This is a genomic window from Flavobacterium plurextorum (genome assembly GCF_002217395.1).
Taxonomy (GTDB): domain Bacteria; phylum Bacteroidota; class Bacteroidia; order Flavobacteriales; family Flavobacteriaceae; genus Flavobacterium; species Flavobacterium plurextorum.
In genome coordinates, this window is sequence record NZ_MUHD01000004.1 from 118,731 (window position 1) to 134,573 (window position 15,843).

The 15,843-nt window shown below is 32.5% G+C and carries 14 protein-coding genes; 11 read left to right on the forward strand and 3 right to left on the reverse strand.

Going from position 1 to position 15,843, the window contains the following annotated elements; all coding sequences use genetic code 11:
* The first annotated feature begins 216 nt into the window (after positions 1–216).
* Both B0A81_RS02625 and yidC read left to right on the forward strand, forming a co-directional pair.
* Positions 217–1,830: a CTP synthase gene (locus B0A81_RS02625; protein WP_089056576.1), complete on the forward strand. Its 1,614-nt coding sequence runs from the start codon at positions 217–219 to the stop codon at positions 1,828–1,830.
* Between the two features lie 80 nt (positions 1,831–1,910).
* Positions 1,911–3,824, forward strand: a complete 1,914-nt coding sequence (yidC, locus tag B0A81_RS02630; protein ID WP_089056577.1) for a membrane protein insertase YidC — start codon at positions 1,911–1,913, stop codon at positions 3,822–3,824.
* Between the two features lie 52 nt (positions 3,825–3,876).
* On the opposite strand, the gene B0A81_RS02635 is transcribed toward yidC, so the two are convergent.
* Positions 3,877–4,851, reverse strand: a complete 975-nt coding sequence (locus tag B0A81_RS02635; RefSeq protein WP_089056656.1) for a fasciclin domain-containing protein — start codon at positions 4,849–4,851, stop codon at positions 3,877–3,879.
* 309 nt (positions 4,852–5,160) lie between these two features.
* On the opposite strand from B0A81_RS02635, the gene B0A81_RS02640 reads away from it, so the two are divergent.
* Both B0A81_RS02640 and B0A81_RS02645 read left to right on the forward strand, forming a co-directional pair.
* Entirely contained in the window at positions 5,161–5,865 is a 705-nt protein-coding gene (locus B0A81_RS02640) for a toxin-antitoxin system YwqK family antitoxin (RefSeq protein ID WP_089056578.1), read from the forward strand.
* Between the two features lie 163 nt (positions 5,866–6,028).
* The gene (locus B0A81_RS02645) at positions 6,029–6,586 is read left to right on the forward strand and encodes a DUF4956 domain-containing protein (protein WP_089056579.1); all 558 of its coding nucleotides are present in this window, start codon (positions 6,029–6,031) and stop codon (positions 6,584–6,586) included.
* On the opposite strand, the gene B0A81_RS02650 is transcribed toward B0A81_RS02645, so the two are convergent.
* A complete protein-coding gene (locus B0A81_RS02650) occupies positions 6,587–8,464 on the reverse strand; it encodes a PEP/pyruvate-binding domain-containing protein (RefSeq protein ID WP_089056580.1) in 1,878 nt (625 codons plus the stop codon).
* A 141-nt stretch (positions 8,465–8,605) separates the two neighbouring features.
* Here B0A81_RS02650 and mnmA point away from each other — a divergent pair, with 141 nt between their 5' ends.
* From mnmA to B0A81_RS02675, 5 genes are read left to right on the forward strand one after another with little or no spacing between them, the layout of a single operon-like run.
* Complete coding sequence (mnmA, locus tag B0A81_RS02655; protein WP_089056581.1) at positions 8,606–9,793, forward strand: tRNA 2-thiouridine(34) synthase MnmA; 1,188 nt, start codon at positions 8,606–8,608, stop codon at positions 9,791–9,793.
* Positions 9,794–9,835: 42 nt separating this feature from the next.
* Positions 9,836–11,437 carry a S8 family serine peptidase gene (locus B0A81_RS02660; protein ID WP_089056582.1) on the forward strand — a complete coding sequence of 534 codons (1,602 nt, stop codon included), beginning with the start codon at positions 9,836–9,838 and terminating at the stop codon, positions 11,435–11,437.
* Positions 11,438–11,450: 13 nt separating this feature from the next.
* Positions 11,451–12,395 carry an NAD(P)H-dependent flavin oxidoreductase gene (locus B0A81_RS02665; protein ID WP_089056583.1) on the forward strand — a complete coding sequence of 315 codons (945 nt, stop codon included), beginning with the start codon at positions 11,451–11,453 and terminating at the stop codon, positions 12,393–12,395.
* Between the two features lie 19 nt (positions 12,396–12,414).
* On the forward strand, positions 12,415–12,825 hold the full coding sequence (locus B0A81_RS02670) for a hypothetical protein (RefSeq protein WP_089056657.1): 411 nt from the start codon (positions 12,415–12,417) through the stop codon (positions 12,823–12,825).
* Positions 12,826–12,844: 19 nt separating this feature from the next.
* Positions 12,845–13,429, forward strand: coding sequence for a hypothetical protein (locus tag B0A81_RS02675; RefSeq protein ID WP_123922151.1), 585 nt, complete (start codon positions 12,845–12,847; stop codon positions 13,427–13,429).
* Between the two features lie 77 nt (positions 13,430–13,506).
* Here the strand turns inward: B0A81_RS02675 and B0A81_RS02680 are convergent, their stop codons facing one another.
* Entirely contained in the window at positions 13,507–13,944 is a 438-nt protein-coding gene (locus B0A81_RS02680) for a DUF4268 domain-containing protein (protein ID WP_089056585.1), read from the reverse strand.
* A 245-nt stretch (positions 13,945–14,189) separates the two neighbouring features.
* Between B0A81_RS02680 and B0A81_RS02685 the strand changes: the two genes are divergently transcribed.
* Complete coding sequence (locus B0A81_RS02685) at positions 14,190–14,849, forward strand: NUDIX hydrolase (RefSeq protein WP_089056586.1); 660 nt, start codon at positions 14,190–14,192, stop codon at positions 14,847–14,849.
* Positions 14,850–14,966: 117 nt separating this feature from the next.
* Positions 14,967–15,797, forward strand: a complete 831-nt coding sequence (locus tag B0A81_RS02690) for a lysophospholipid acyltransferase family protein (protein ID WP_089056587.1) — start codon at positions 14,967–14,969, stop codon at positions 15,795–15,797.
* Positions 15,798–15,843 lie beyond the last annotated feature (46 nt).

Consider the following 15,843-nt stretch of genomic DNA (forward strand, 5'->3'; position numbering starts at 1 on the left):
AAAATCGAATTTTATATAAAATAAACTCCTTTGTGTCTTTTTAGAGATAATCCTCAAAAAAATATCTAATAAAAAGTTAAAATTATCGATTACAAAACCAAGTAATCGTTCTGTTTAAAAATTTGCAAATTATCTCATTCTCGAATTGATAAATTGTCTAATTAAATTTGTACTTTTGCCAAGTTTTTTACACAACTACATACAAACAACAACAGAATGAATCAAACAAAATATATTTTTGTTACAGGAGGTGTGACTTCTTCATTAGGAAAAGGTATTATCGCGGCATCTTTAGCAAAATTGTTACAAGGAAGAGGATATCGTACAACAATTCAAAAATTTGACCCGTATATTAACGTGGATCCAGGTACTTTGAATCCGTATGAGCATGGAGAATGTTATGTTACTGATGATGGAGCTGAAACAGATTTAGATTTAGGTCACTACGAACGTTTCTTGAATGTTCCTACTTCTCAGGCTAATAACGTAACTACAGGAAGAGTTTATCTTTCGGTAATTGAAAAAGAAAGAAGAGGAGAGTTTTTAGGAAAAACAGTTCAAGTTGTTCCTCATATTACAAACGAAATTAAAGACAGAATGCAATTGCTGGGTAAATCTGGTGATTACGATATTGTTATTACTGAAATTGGTGGAACTGTAGGTGATATTGAATCATTACCTTATATAGAATCTGTTCGTCAATTAGTTTGGGAATTAGGTGAAAATAACGGAATTGTTATTCATTTAACACTAGTTCCTTATTTAGCTGCTGCAGGTGAATTGAAAACAAAACCAACACAGCACTCTGTAAAAACGTTGATGGAAAGCGGTATCAAAGCTGATATTTTAGTATGTAGAACAGAGCATGAATTGTCTCAAGAATTACGTCAAAAACTAGCTTTGTTTTGCAATGTTAAAAAAGAAGCCGTAATTCAATCGATCGATGCTTCAACAATATACGAAGTTCCAAATTTAATGCTTGAAGAAGGATTAGATGTTGTGGCTTTGAAAAAATTAGATTTACCTAAAAAAGCATCTCCAGATTTAAAAAACTGGAATACTTTTTTACGCAGATTAAAAAATCCAAAACATACCGTAAATATTGGTTTGATTGGAAAATATGTAGAAATGCAGGATTGTTACAAATCTATTTTAGAGGCGTTTATTCATGCAGGAGCTGCAAATGAAACTAAAGTTAACGTAATCTCTATTCACTCAGAGCATATTAATTCTGATAATATCGAGGAGAAATTAGGAACTCTTGATGGAGTTTTGGTTGCTCCAGGTTTTGGAGAAAGAGGTATTGAAGGAAAAATTGAAGCAGTTCGTTACGCACGTGAAAATAACATTCCGTTTTTCGGAATTTGTTTAGGAATGCAGATGTCTGTTATCGAATATTCTAGAAATATTTTAGGTTATGCTGATGCCAACTCAACAGAGATGAACGATAAAACGGCTCATCCAGTTGTGAATTTAATGGAAGAGCAAAAAACAGTTACGGACAAAGGCGGTACAATGCGTCTTGGAGCTTGGAAATGTGATATTAAACCAAATACTTTAGCACATAAAATATATGGTGAAACAACAATTTCAGAGCGTCACCGTCACCGTTATGAGTACAATAATAAGTATGCTGATGAATTACAAAAAGCAGGTTTAAAAGCTTCTGGAGTTAATCCTGATACGGGATTAGTAGAGATTGTAGAGCTTGAAAATCACCCATTCTTTATTGGTGTTCAATACCATCCTGAATATAAAAGTACAGTTGCAAACCCACATCCAATTTTCGTAAACTTTGTGGCAGCAGCAGTAAATGCACATAAAAAATAATAATTAATATTCTAGAAGATGTAACTTTTGAGTGAAACTCATTACTAATAAGCTTCAACGAATAACTTTTTTAAATTATAATGGAAGAAAAAAAATTAGACCTTAATTCAATCATTGGTTTTGTATTGATATTCGGAATTTTGATTTGGATTATGTATCAAAATCAGCCTTCTGAGAAAGAAATTGCTGCTGAGAAAGCCAAGAAAGAATTAGTTGCTAAACAAGAAGCTCAAGCTCAGGTTGATAAAGCAAAAACTGCTGTTGCATCAACCGTTGCTGCAACTCCTGGTGATACTGTACAATTAGCACAATTGCAAAAAACTTTAGGTGGTTTCGCATATTCAGCTACACTTCCTTCTGCAAAAGAGTCTTTTACAACAATTGAAAACGAAAAGATTAAACTTAAAATCGCTAATAAAGGAGGTTATATAGTTGAAGCTACGCTTAAAGAATTCGAAAGACTTAAAAAAGGTTCAGGTCAATTAGTTGAGTTAATCAAGAATAATAATTCAAACTTAAATTTACAACTTCTTACGACAGATAACAGAACATTAAATTCTAAAGATTTGTATTTTGAACCAACATTAGAAAAAGTTGGTGCAGATCAGGTTTTATCGATGCGTTTGAAAGCGGGAGCTAATGAGTTTTTAGAGTATAAATATGTATTGAAACCAAATGATTATTTAGTAGGTTTTGATATTCGTTCACAAGGATTAAATAGAGTTTTAAATTCTGCTAAGCCACTGAATTTGCAATGGGATTTGAAAACATACAGAAATGAAAAAAGTATTTCTTATGAAAATCGTTACGCACAGATCGATTATAAATATGATGATTCTAAATACAGTTCTGTAAGCAATCATGGTCAAGGTAAAGAAGATACTCCAGAAAAAGTAAGTTATATTGCTTTTAAACAGCATTTCTTTACTACTATTTTATCTTCAGAAAAACCGTTTGCAACATCTAAACTACAATCAGATGATTTAGTTAAAGATGAAAAAATAGATACGGTTTTTACAAAACAATTTAGAGCAAACCTTCCTTTAGCTTTTTCAAATGGAGAGGTTGATTATAAAATGAGTTTATATTTTGGTCCAGCAGATTATAAAATATTAAAATCATACGATAAAAATTTCGAAAAGATCATTCCGTTAGGATGGGGAATTTTCGGTTGGATTAATAAATGGATCTTTATTCCGTTGTTCGGATTTTTAAGCTCAACAATGGGATTATCATTAGGGATTGCGATTATCATTTTTACAATAATCATCAAATTGGCAATGTCGCCTATTACCTATAAGTCATTCTTGTCGCAGGCTAAAATGAAAGTTTTACGTCCGGAGATTACAGAGTTGGGAGAAAAATTCAAAAAAGACCCAATGAAGAAACAACAAGAAACAATGAAGCTTTACAATAAAGCAGGAGTAAACCCAATGGCAGGATGTATTCCGGCATTGATTCAGCTTCCGTTTATGTATGCATCGTTTCAATTCTTCCCAGCTGCATTTGAGTTGAGACAAAAAAGCTTCCTTTGGGCAGACGATTTATCATCTTTTGATGCAATTGCTAAGTTGCCTTTTACTATTCCAATGTATGGAGATCATATTAGTTTGTTTCCAATTTTGGCTGCAATCGCAATTTTCTTCTACATGAAAATGACTTCAGGGGATCAACAAATGGCAGCGCCTCAGCAAGAAGGTATGCCGGACATGGCAAAAATGATGAAAATCATGATTTATGTTTCGCCATTAATGATGTTAATTTTCTTCAATAATTATGGTTCTGGTTTAAGTTTGTACAACTTTATTTCTAACTTAATTACAATAGGAATTATGTTTGTAATTAAAAACTACATTGTAGACAGCGATAAAATTCATGCTCAAATTCAAGAAAACAAATTGAGAGAGCCAAAGAAACCAAGTAAGTTTCAACAGCGCCTTCAAGATGTAATGGAACAACAAGAAGCTGCAAAAGCTCAGAATAAAAAGAAATAATTTTTATTTTAATATCAAAAACCGCTGTTGTTAAACAGCGGTTTTTTTGTGCTTAAAATTTTGGTAATAAAACTTTATCAATGACATGAATGACTCCGTTTGAACATTGAACATCTGTGGCAATAATATTGCTGACTCTGTTGTTTGCGTCAGTGATTTTAGGTCCTCCAGTCAAGCCAATAGTAAAATTTTGTCCAGCAAAAGTACTTACGATTTGACCGTTTGTTAAAGAAGTTGAAAGTACATTTGCACCTGCAACCACATGATATTTTAATGTTGTTTGTAGAACATTAACGGGAATGGCAGCAAGTCCTGAATAGCCAGTTTCGGTTAAAAAACTTGTGAATGCAGCATTTGTTGGGGCAAAAACGGTAAAGGGCGAACTTGCTGTGCCAGATAATATTCCCACAAATTCAGATGCTGGATTATAGGTCAACGCCACTACAAGTGTAGTGAAGTTTTTGTTGGCGATTGCATGATTCACAATAGTTGGCAGTCCAATTACGCCATCTACAACATGAATAACGCCATTAGAAGCTGGAATATCTGCAATGGTAACTGTTGCGCCTCCATTTGCTTTTCCACCATTAATATCAACACCAGTTCCCTTTTCAAGATACATACTTATCGTGTTTGTGGTTGATGCACCTCCTTTAGCTAATGTTTTTACATAACCTGTTGTAATTTCGGTTGATTTTACTGTAGTGCTCAAAACATGATTTAGTAATAGTTCTTTGAGCACGGGAGCGGGTACAGCACTTAGATCAGCATAACCATTTGCTGTTAAAAAAGCACTAAAAGCTGCATTTGTGGGTGCAAATACAGTAAACGTGCCTGAAGATTTCAATGTTGTGGCTAAATCTGCTTTTTGTAAAGCAGCTACCAGAGAGCTTAAATTTGGATTTGCTTGCGCAATCGATACAATTGTTTGGGGATTCTGACTTGAATTGTCATCATTGTTGCAGGAAACAGTGACGAAAGTAATTAACGCTAAAAAAGCAATTAATTTAATTTTAATTGTTTTCATGATATTGTTTTTTTTCGTTTGTTCTGCTAAATTAATTATTTTGTTTAATTTTTTTGTTAAAAAATTAAACAAATATTAAATTTAATATACATTTAACTATGTTGTTTAGTGTTGTAATATTTTGATTTTTAGTATTTTGACTTTTGTTTATGGTGTTTTTATGTTTTATTCTCTAGAATTTTTGTTTAATAAAGATTAAACAAAATTTAAAATACTATTTAAGATTTTAAAAGTCAGTATAAAAGTAAAAATGGTTATACTTTTGCAATACTAAAACTCATTTTTTAGTGTTATAATGAAAAACAGTTTATGAAAAAAATTTGGATTTTATTTTTAATAAGTACAGCAGCTTTTTCTCAAGATTTTAATAAAGTTGATTCTAACGGAAAAAAGGACGGAGTCTGGAAAGGAGCTTATGAAGTTTCTAAACGCCCGCGTTATGAAGGGACTTTTAATCACGGAAAAGAGACTGGTGTTTTTAAATTTTTTGATGATACAAAAAAAGGCGATGTTATTGCAACACGCGATTTTACAGCAAATAATGGAAGTTCTTACACTACATTTTTTGATCAGAATAAAAATAAAGTAAGTGAAGGGAAAGAAGTAGGGAAAGCACGTGAGGGAGAATGGAAGTATTATCATAAAGCTTCTAAAGTAGTTATGATGCTTGAAAATTATAAAAACGGAAAGCTGGAAGGGGTAAAATTAATTTATTATCCTGATTCTAAAATTGCCGAAGAAATGAGCTATAAGAATGGATCGAAAGATGGCGTTTATAAAAAATATGGACAAAATGGAAAGCTTCTAGAGCAAACAACTTATAAAGATAATTTGTATAACGGAGACGCTGTTTTTTATGATTCTGATGGTGCTGAAGCTTCAAAAGGGAAGTTTGTGAATGGAAAAAAAGCCGGAATGTGGCAGTTTTATACTAATGGGAAGTTACTGAAAGAAGTAAATATGAGTGATCCTAAAAGTAGTTATCAGGCTGATTCAAAACCAATAAAAGAATAAAGAATTTTTTTGCCACGAATTCCGCTAATTTGCACGAATTATTTTTTTTAATGAAAATTTGTAGAAATTAGCGAAATTTGTGGCTGACTTTTTTTGTTTAAAATATAATTGGAAATTTGTAGCAAACTTTTTTCTAAATTTGATTTACTAATACTTTGAGTAAATGGATTTAAACGAACTTGTTGGACGATTTTTATTATTGTTTTTTTCAATTCTGCTTTTGTATTTTTTCTCCAATAGAAAAGATAATGAAACCATAAACCCATTGATGGTTATCGTGGGACTTTGTACTTTTTCACTTTGTTATTTGTTTACAAAAATTGAAATTGGTGTAGGAATTGGTTTTGGCTTGTTTGCTATATTTTCAATTCTAAGATTTAGAACACAATCGTTTACAGTAAATGCAATAATTTTTCTTTTTGCGACCATCACACTTTCGATTTTAGATATTATGTATCCTTTCGAAAAAATAGAGATTCTTTTATTTTTTCAACTTATAATAATCGGTTTTTATATCGCTGCTTCGATGATAGTCAATAAAAAGGCTTCAAAGTATTTGAATACTGTCGATGTGAAAATCCCTCTTATTAATGATTTCTCCTTAGAAAATCGAAATATCAGAAAAGCAATTCAGGAAAAAATTAATATTGAAGATTTCGATTTCAAAATTGTTTTGGTTAATACCGTTTCAAACGAAATCGATTTGTTGGTTTTTTATTGATCATTCGTTAAAAGGTCTAACCTGTTTGATATAAAGATCCCTGTTTTCTCCCACAATTTTAAATTCAATATCAACTGGGTGATAAGTGTTTTTTCTCCAGTAGCGATACATTTTTTCTTCGATTTTACTACTTACAAGAAAAAGCCTGCTCATCTCTTTTCGGCTCAGTAAAGGCTGATTATTGTTTAAATTTGAAATTGAGGTGTAATCAATATCAAAATCGTCATCATTAGTTCCTGAATTAAAATGATAAGCGACAAATTGCTCACAGATTTCGCCTTTTTCGGGTTTTACAACCGAGTTTTCTCCCTTTTGAATATTAACCGTAATACCAGGAAAGTTTTCTCTAAAGATGTTTTTTGTAATGATGACACCATTGGCTAATTCGTCAGGAAAAGACCGATGCACTAAAACTCCCATAGCGATATTATGCTGATCGATTCCAAAAAGTTCTCTTTCGTTATACGAAGCCTCGTTCCAAACACTTGCCCAGACTTGTTTAATAGCTTTCTCGAAAGTTTTAATGCTGTCGCCTAAAATTCCTGTTTTAGAATCGTATAATCCTGCGCCATTAAAATCATCTAGATCTTCAGCATTAGTCGATGAGCGAAATCTAAAGTTTTTAAAAGCAGCATTTTTAAATGTTTTATTCAATTTTGCTATTAATTCAGGGTCAACAGGTTCTTTTTTAATAGCATCTCGAATTTTTTTCAATTGCTTGTTTGCCCAAACTGTTGAATCTTTTTTTGTGGAATTTAAAAGTTCATTGATTAATGGCGAAATGGATTCTTTCTGAATGTGTTTTGTATAAAAATAAAACGGAATTGCATGAGCATCTTCTGGTGTTTTAAACGGAATTTCTTTCGAAACAGCAATCAAATAAGCCATGTTTTGAGCTTTTGATCCAATATAATTCACTCCCTTTTTTGGAATTTTAGATAAATCAACGAGATCAGTAACAGTGTTGTCAATAGTAAGTTTCTTCTTTTTAGAATTTACCTTTTCTACGATCTTTTTATCGGTTTCTTTGATGAAAAAAGTATCAACCTCGATTTTTAATTCCACTTTTTTTGAAAGCAGTTTATGGATGTTTTCATCTTTAAAAACCTTAGTATAAGCCATAATAGGAATCTTTCGGTTTTTGCCTAATAAAACCAAATGGCTCAGCGGTGTTTGCAACTCATTTACAATTATTCCTCTTACATTGGGTAAAACATCGGGCGTGCCGTCTAAAATTACAATTTCGTTCGAGTTTGGTTTTCTATTTTCTAGATCTTTGATTTTGTATTGTTTTAGAATCCCGACATTACTTCCCGAAACAACTTCTTGATATGTAATTTCATTAAAAATATAATCAGATTTTACACAGGGGATTTTGAATTTATTTTGTTGAAACCATTCCATTTGCTCGGGATTGTTCAAATAGAATTTTAAATTTTTTCCAATAAAAGTTGAATTTGTCACAAGATTAAAGAAACGTTCTATAAGCGGAATCGGCATGTGGTCTGAAGCAGCTAGTTCAAAAATCCATTTATCAGTTCCTTTAATATGGTTTAAATTTCCGAGTAAAAAATCACGGTCTTTTTGAGTATTGCTGTAGTTTTCATTATTAAAGACTTCTAAATCTTGATTGTAATGCAGATAATTCAGTGCAAAATCATAATGAAGCGGAATCAATGTACTGTTGAAATAATACATTTTTTGTTTTCGTAAATCATAGATGACTTTAACAGATTCGATATTCGAAAATTTGTCAGACAAAGGTTTTCCTCTAAATGCCTTAAAAGCTTCATAATCGGGCAGTGTTGGCGAGTGTTTTTGAGCACTTAAAGACATCAAAACAAAATAGAATAACAAACTGTAAATGTATTTTTGCATGACAATTTTATTGAATAATAAAAGTAATTAATTAAACAATAAGTTTTATCTACCGCAGGATTATATAAACCAATTAAAACTACTGCAATTATCTATAATTTGGCTTACCTTTGCACCCTTGTAAAATATAAACATTTTAAAATGAAACGTGTAGTTGTTGGTCTTTCAGGTGGAGTAGATTCTAGTGTTGCAGCTTATTTATTACAGCAGCAAGGATACGAAGTTATTGGGCTTTTTATGAAAAATTGGCACGATGACTCAGTTACTATTTCTAATGAATGTCCTTGGTTAGAAGATAGTAATGATGCTTTATTAGTTGCTGAAAAACTTGGCATACCGTTTCAAACTGTTGACTTAAGCGAGCAATACAAAGAAAAAATCGTTGACTATATGTTCAATGAATATGAAAAAGGGAGAACTCCTAATCCTGATGTGCTTTGTAACCGCGAAATCAAATTTGATGTTTTTATGAAAATTGCATTAAGTCTTGGTGCAGATTATGTTGCAACTGGACATTATTGCCAAAAAAGCGAAATTGAAGTTGATGGAGAAACGGTATATCAATTAATTGCCGGTAATGATGTTAACAAAGATCAATCTTACTTTTTATGTCAATTGTCGCAAGAACAATTATCAAAAGCTTTATTCCCAATTGGAGCATTAACCAAACCAGAAGTTCGTGAAATTGCTGCTGAAATGGAATTGGTTACTGCCGAAAAGAAAGATTCGCAAGGATTATGTTTTATTGGAAAAGTGCGTCTGCCAGAATTTTTGCAACAAAAATTACAGCCAAAAGAAGGTAAAATTGTTCAGATTGATAAAAACGATCCAATTTACAATATCGAAAAACCTGCTGGTTTATCACTTGAAGAGGAATTAAAATTAGAAGCTCAAAAACCGCAATATCTTCCAACAATGGGAAAAATAATGGGCAATCATCAAGGCGCACATTACTTTACTAACGGACAAAGAAAAGGTTTAAATGTTGGCGGTACCACAGATCCTTTGTTTGTTATTGCGACTGATGTTGATACCAATACTATTTATACAGGATTAACGAGCAATCATCCAGGTTTGTTTAAAAAAGCCTTGTTTGTTGGGAAATCTGAAATACATTGGATTCGCACAGATCTGACTTTGAAAACTGGTGAAACGATGGAAATAATGGCTAGAATTCGTTATCGTCAGCCTTTACAAAAAGCCACTTTGCATCAATTTGATGACGGAATGTATGTTCGTTTTGAAGAGCCTCAATCTGCTATTACCGAAGGTCAATTTGTAGCTTGGTATTTAGAAAATGAATTAGTTGGTTCGGGAGTAATTTCTTAGCTTTATACTTTTTTACGGGGTTTTCCTTTTAAAAAAGTATTTATGAGATATTGTTATACTTTTCTTTTAGTATTCATTTCTACTTTGACATTTGCTCAAGGAGAAGATGCATGGGTTTACTTTACTGGAAAACCAAACTCTCAGGACTTTTTTAATAATCCATCACAAACATTATCACAACGAGCTTTAGACCGTCGTACAAACCAAAATATTGCCTTAAATATTTCAGATGCTCCCATTGAAATAACTTATGTAAATCAGGTTAAAGCAAGTGCAGGAATTTCTGTAATGGCGCAGTCAAAATGGCTCAATGCACTTCATGTTAGAGGAACGCAGGCAAGTATTACAGCATTAAAAGCTTTTGTTTTTATTGATAAAATAGTTTTTGCTGATAAAGCTTTGAACACAACAGCAAAACCAGCAGCTGTGCAATCTATTACGCAAACAAAAGAAAAGCTTAAGACTACAATTGATTATGCTTACGGAAATTCGACAAATCAAATTCAAATGTTGAACGGACAAGTATTGCATCAGCAAAATTATACAGGTTCAGGTAAAATAATAGCCGTTTTAGATGGAGGTTTTCCAGGAGTGAATACAGCGCAGTCTTTTAAGCATTTAAGAGATAATAATTTGATTTTAGGCGGTTACGATTATGTAAACAGGAATGCCGATTTTTATTCTGGTAATAGTCACGGAACCTCAGTTTTATCTACAATGGGCGGTTATACGGAAAATTCTTTGGTGGGAACTGCGCCAGATGCTTCTTATTATTTGTTTATTACAGAAGATAATGCCAGCGAAAATCCTGTTGAAGAATCGTATTGGGTTGAAGCGGCAGAGCAGGCAGATGCTTTTGGAGTTGATATTATTACAACATCATTAGGATATTTTGGATATGACGATCCAAGTTATAGTCATACTTACAACGATATGAATGGCACGACAAATTTTATTTCAAGAGGTGCTGAAATAGCTTTTAGTAAAGGAATGATTGTGCTGGCTTCAGCTGGAAATGAAGGAACAACTGCCGAACCGCACATTGGCGGGCCAGCAGATGCAGTTTCAGTTATTACCGTAGGTTCTGTTAATGCTTCAAAAGTTAAAGCTGGTTCAAGTTCTATCGGACCAAGTTTTGATAATCGAATTAAGCCGGATGTGATGGCACAAGGTGTTGCAGCAGTTGTATCTAATGCTGCGGGAAATATTGGAACAGCAAACGGAACTTCCTTCGCTTGTCCAATAATGGCAGGAATGGCAGCTTGTTTATGGCAGGCTTTTCCATCAAAAAATAACAAAGAAATTAGACAAATGATACTGCAGTCGGCAGATCGCTATACAAATCCTGATAATAATTATGGGTACGGAATTCCAAATTTTGGCTCAACTTTGGGTGTAGAAACGTTTCAATCTGCGACTGATTTTTTGGTCTATCCAAATCCAGTTCAAACTAATATTTCATTTTCATTCGATAATCCTAAAGCATCAGTATCAATTTACTCTATTTTAGGGCAGAAATTGATAGAAAAAGAAATCACAAATCAAAATCCATTACTTTCTGTAGAAACTCTAACCAGCGGACTTTACTTTTATACTTTTGATAGTGAAGGTCTGCATAAAACAGGAAAAATAATCAAACAATAACAGCCCAATCTGCATGAACAAAATTACCAAACTCTTCAATATAAAATACCCAATAATACAAGGCGGCATGATCTGGAACAGCGGTTACAAATTGGCTTCGGCAGTTAGTAACTCTGGCGGTTTAGGTTTAATAGGCGCTGGATCAATGTATCCTGAAGTTTTAAGAGAACATATTCAAAAATGTAAAAAAGCAACAGACAAACCTTTTGGGGTTAATATTCCTATGTTATATCCTAATATTGAAGATATAATGAATATTGTGGTCGAAGAAGGCGTTAAAATCGTTTTCACCTCTGCTGGAAATCCTAAAACATGGACTTCATTTTTAAAAGAAAAAGGAATTACGGTAGTTCATGTAGTAAGCAGCAGTGTTTTTGCTTTAAAAGCCCAAGAAGCCGGCGTTGATGCTATTGTTGCTGAAGGTTTTGAAGCCGGAGGTCATAATGGACGTGAAGAAACGACAACTTTGACTTTGATCCCGATGGTGAAAGAAAAAGTACAGATTCCAATTATTGCTGCCGGCGGAATTGCAACGGGAAGAGGAATGCTTGCAACAATGATTTTGGGTGCTGATGGCGTTCAGGTTGGAAGCCGTTTTGCAGCTTCAATAGAATCTTCTGCTCACAATAATTTTAAGCAAACGATAGTTAATATAAAAGAGGGAGGAACTCAATTGACATTGAAGGAATTAGCTCCTGTTCGACTAGTGAAAAATAAATTCTATCAAGACGTTCAGGATTTGTATGAAAAATGTCCATCTAAAGAAGAATTGGTTCAGTTATTAGGAAGAGCTAGAGCGAAAAGAGGAATGTTTGAAGGTGATCTTGAAGAAGGTGAATTAGAGATTGGACAAGTTGCGGGATTAATTCATGAAGTTTTGCCTGTAGAGCAAATTGTTCAAGAAATGATAGCCGATTTTGAATCTGCCCGCAAAGAAAAAGCTACATTTGAGTTTTAATTACCCGCAAGAAATTTATATGAATTCTATACGCACTTATTTAGTATTATTGTTTTTAGGTTTTGGAATGCATTATGCTCAAGGTCAGTCTTATCATTTTAAAACCTCGGGTTTTAGTGTCTTAGAAAAAACAGAAAAAGGAAAATGGGGCGAGTGGTCCAATCTTGACTTGGTAAATCTTTCGGTTGTTTTAGATACAGACAAACACAGGATTGTTGTGTACTCACAAGAAATACAGCTTTTTAAAATATTAGATTATATCGAACGCGAAGAAAATGATACTGATATTGTGTATTCATTTATGTGTAAAGACAATGACGGAAAGGAATGCAAACTTTCAATAATTACCCGTAAAAAGCAAGATTATCGTAAACAACTTTATATAAACTATGATGATCATATTATTGTTTACAATATTTTTAATGTGTAACTGTTTTAAACCTTAGATAATGATAAAAAAGATACTTTTTTTATTCGCAATTTCATTGATGTCTTTTTCGACTATTGGTGAAGAACCCGTTGAAAGAATTGGGTTGAAAGGACCTTTAGTCTTTAATAAAACAAATTTTTCTTTAGCATGGACGGCACATCCAAATGAGAATTATTATGTGCAAGAATATCTTCCTAAAAATGAAACAGTAGAGCATTTTAATCAACTGTTAACAGTTCACGTATTTACTATGGATGTTTCTGTAGATAGTGCTGTAGAGCAGAAAGCGAATGAATTAAATAAGAGAAAAGAAACTGATAAGGTCTGTAATTTTAGTATAATGAAAAGCCCCGATGGGAAAGAGAGTATCATAGATTGTGTGCTGAGTTCTGGAAGTAACGATAAAGTTGATATTGTAGAGTTTATTATTTATCGTTACAAACAAATTGAATTAAAAAATAATAAAAAAGCATTGCTTATCTATGCATATTCAAAAAGAAGCTACGATGATAAAATCACTCCTTTTTTTAAAAATTTGAAAACTGATCGTCCTGAATTGTTAAGTATGATGACTTCTGCGCAAATGCCAGCAATTTCGATGTAAGAATAAAAAAACCTCACAGGTTAAAAAAACTGTGAGGTTTGTTAATAGAAAAAATAGAACTCAATATTTTAGCGCTTCTAAGCATCAATATCTTTAATAAATTCATCATATTCTAGATAAAACATTTCTAGAGCATGCATGTTTTCGTTGAAGAAATCAAAAATAGCATCCCAATTATTGCGATTACTAAAACCGACTCCGGTTTTCTCAACCCAGATTCTACTAATAGTTTTACCACTTTCTAAAGTGTAGTTTTTTTCAAAAACTAAATCTTTGATAAATTCCTCATTAAGAATATTTTTTAAGGCTTCTAATTTTTCAAAATAAGCATTTCGTTTTTCGTCGCTTCGTTGTTCGATGTCAACTAAAACCTGAGCTTTTTTATTGTCTACATAAAACTTAAAAGAGAAATCTTTTATCTTGGTGTCATAAAGAACCCATTTTCTTGGATATTTTTCGGCAAAAGCCACCCAAAATTCTCTTTTTATTCTTTGTGATTCTTCTTTACTGTACATTTTATTTTTATGGCTTTACTTTAGAAAACTTGTAGAACCGCATTTTCTAGAGTATATTTATATTTTATTTGAGATTCTGTTTAGATTTTATATATCAGAATTTTTATGAGATTATCTCTTGATAGATGAGGCAAATTTAGAAAGAATAATGAATTTATTTTTTATTAATTTAACGAAATGTAGCGAGAAATAATCAGTGAAAAAATGAGATATAAAATCTAATAATACAAAAATAAACTTTGAATATGGATTTTCAAGACTTTTTGAAATTTGTTCCTAATTTAATTCCGATTGAACTGCCGGCTGAATTAGCACACATGAAAATGGCTCCAAAAGAACGTCTTGAAGCTTTAAAAAATAGTAATCTAGAGGCAAAGAATCCTAGAATAGCGGCCGTTATGATGCTGTTGTATCCAAAAAAGGATAAAACACATTTAGTTTTGATTGTTAGAAATGCCTATAATGGTGTGCATTCGTCACAAATTGCATTTCCTGGCGGGAAATATGAAAATACAGATTTAGATTTTCGAGAAACTGCATTAAGAGAAACGCATGAAGAAATTGGTGTAGCTCCAGAGAAAATAGAAGTAATCAAGGATTTTACACCAATGTATATTCCACCTAGTAATTTTTTGGTGCATCCGTTTTTAGGAATTTCAAATGAAGAGTTGTCATTTTATCCTGATATTCGTGAAGTCGCTGCAATTATAGAATTGCCATTGTCCGTTTTTTTAAGCGACGAAATTATAATCGATGCCACATTATCAACTTCTTATGCAAACGACGTTTTAGTTCCGGCATTTAACATTCAAAACCATATTGTTTGGGGAGCAACTGCAATGATTTTAAGTGAATTGAGAGATGTTTTGAAAATTGGTTTTGAGAGCAAAATAGGAGATATTTAATTTAACAATTTGATATTCATATTTATAGTAGTTTATTTTTGAAATTGCCTAAAAGCACTGCTAAACGATTTATTTTTGTATGTTTGCGTCCTAACCTCGAAAACAGAAAATAAAGTTATGGGATTGTTTAAACGAAATCCTTTCGGACATATATTATTTATCAAGAAATGGTTAATCCGAATCTTGGGAGCTATGACGCACCGAAGATACAGAGGTTTTAATGAATTGCAGATTGAAGGATCTGAAATCATTAAAACATTGCCAGATAATAATGTATTGTTTATTTCTAATCACCAAACTTATTTTGCCGATGTTGTAGCAATGTTTCATGTGTTTAACGCAAGTTTAAGCGGACGTCAAGACACTATTAAGAACATTGGTTATTTGTGGCAGCCTAAAATGAATTTGTATTATGTTGCTGCCAAAGAAACAATGCAGGCTGGTTTACTGCCAAGAATTTTAGCTTATGTTGGCGCAATTACAGTTGAAAGAACTTGGCGTTCAAAAGGAGTTGATGTTACTGAGAAACGTGATGTTAATCCAAACGATACCGAAAATATTCGTATTGCTCTTGAAGATGGCTGGGTTATAACATTTCCGCAGGGAACAACTAAGTCATTTAAGCCAGTTCGTAAAGGAACAGCGCATATTATAAAACAACATAAACCTATTGTAGTTCCTATTGTAATTGATGGATTCCGTCGTTCGTTTGATAAAAAAGGACTTCGTTTGAAAAAGAAAAATATACTGCAGTCTTTTATCATAAAAGAACCGCTTGAGATTGATTATGAAAACGATACAATTGAACAAATTGTAGAAAAAGTTGAATATGCAATCGAACAACATCCGTCATTTTTAAAAGTAATTCCAGCCGAAGAGATTAAAGTCGAGGAAGAGCTTAATGAAATGAGAAGATGGAGCTATAAAGGACCAGAAAATGAATATTAGATTTTAATTTTTTGCTCCCAGTCTAAATTCAAAAAACTTTACAGAT

What these genes read in the sequence shown, in the direction of transcription:
- yidC (WP_089056577.1), top strand. Translation starts at nt 1,911, where the DNA reads ATGGAAGAAAAAAAATTAGACCTTAATTCAATCATTGGTTTTGTATTG.
- B0A81_RS02665 (WP_089056583.1), top strand. Translation starts at nt 11,451, where the DNA reads ATGAACAAAATTACCAAACTCTTCAATATAAAATACCCAATAATACAA.
- B0A81_RS02675 (WP_123922151.1), top strand. Translation starts at nt 12,845, where the DNA reads ATGATAAAAAAGATACTTTTTTTATTCGCAATTTCATTGATGTCTTTT.
- B0A81_RS02670 (WP_089056657.1), top strand. Translation starts at nt 12,415, where the DNA reads ATGAATTCTATACGCACTTATTTAGTATTATTGTTTTTAGGTTTTGGA.
- B0A81_RS02690 (WP_089056587.1), top strand. Translation starts at nt 14,967, where the DNA reads ATGGGATTGTTTAAACGAAATCCTTTCGGACATATATTATTTATCAAG.
- B0A81_RS02680 (WP_089056585.1), bottom strand. Translation starts at nt 13,944, where the DNA reads ATGTACAGTAAAGAAGAATCACAAAGAATAAAAAGAGAATTTTGGGTG.
- B0A81_RS02660 (WP_089056582.1), top strand. Translation starts at nt 9,836, where the DNA reads ATGAGATATTGTTATACTTTTCTTTTAGTATTCATTTCTACTTTGACA.
- mnmA (WP_089056581.1), top strand. Translation starts at nt 8,606, where the DNA reads ATGAAACGTGTAGTTGTTGGTCTTTCAGGTGGAGTAGATTCTAGTGTT.
- B0A81_RS02650 (WP_089056580.1), bottom strand. Translation starts at nt 8,464, where the DNA reads ATGCAAAAATACATTTACAGTTTGTTATTCTATTTTGTTTTGATGTCT.
- B0A81_RS02635 (WP_089056656.1), bottom strand. Translation starts at nt 4,851, where the DNA reads ATGAAAACAATTAAAATTAAATTAATTGCTTTTTTAGCGTTAATTACT.
- B0A81_RS02685 (WP_089056586.1), top strand. Translation starts at nt 14,190, where the DNA reads ATGGATTTTCAAGACTTTTTGAAATTTGTTCCTAATTTAATTCCGATT.
- B0A81_RS02645 (WP_089056579.1), top strand. Translation starts at nt 6,029, where the DNA reads ATGGATTTAAACGAACTTGTTGGACGATTTTTATTATTGTTTTTTTCA.
- B0A81_RS02625 (WP_089056576.1), top strand. Translation starts at nt 217, where the DNA reads ATGAATCAAACAAAATATATTTTTGTTACAGGAGGTGTGACTTCTTCA.
- B0A81_RS02640 (WP_089056578.1), top strand. Translation starts at nt 5,161, where the DNA reads ATGAAAAAAATTTGGATTTTATTTTTAATAAGTACAGCAGCTTTTTCT.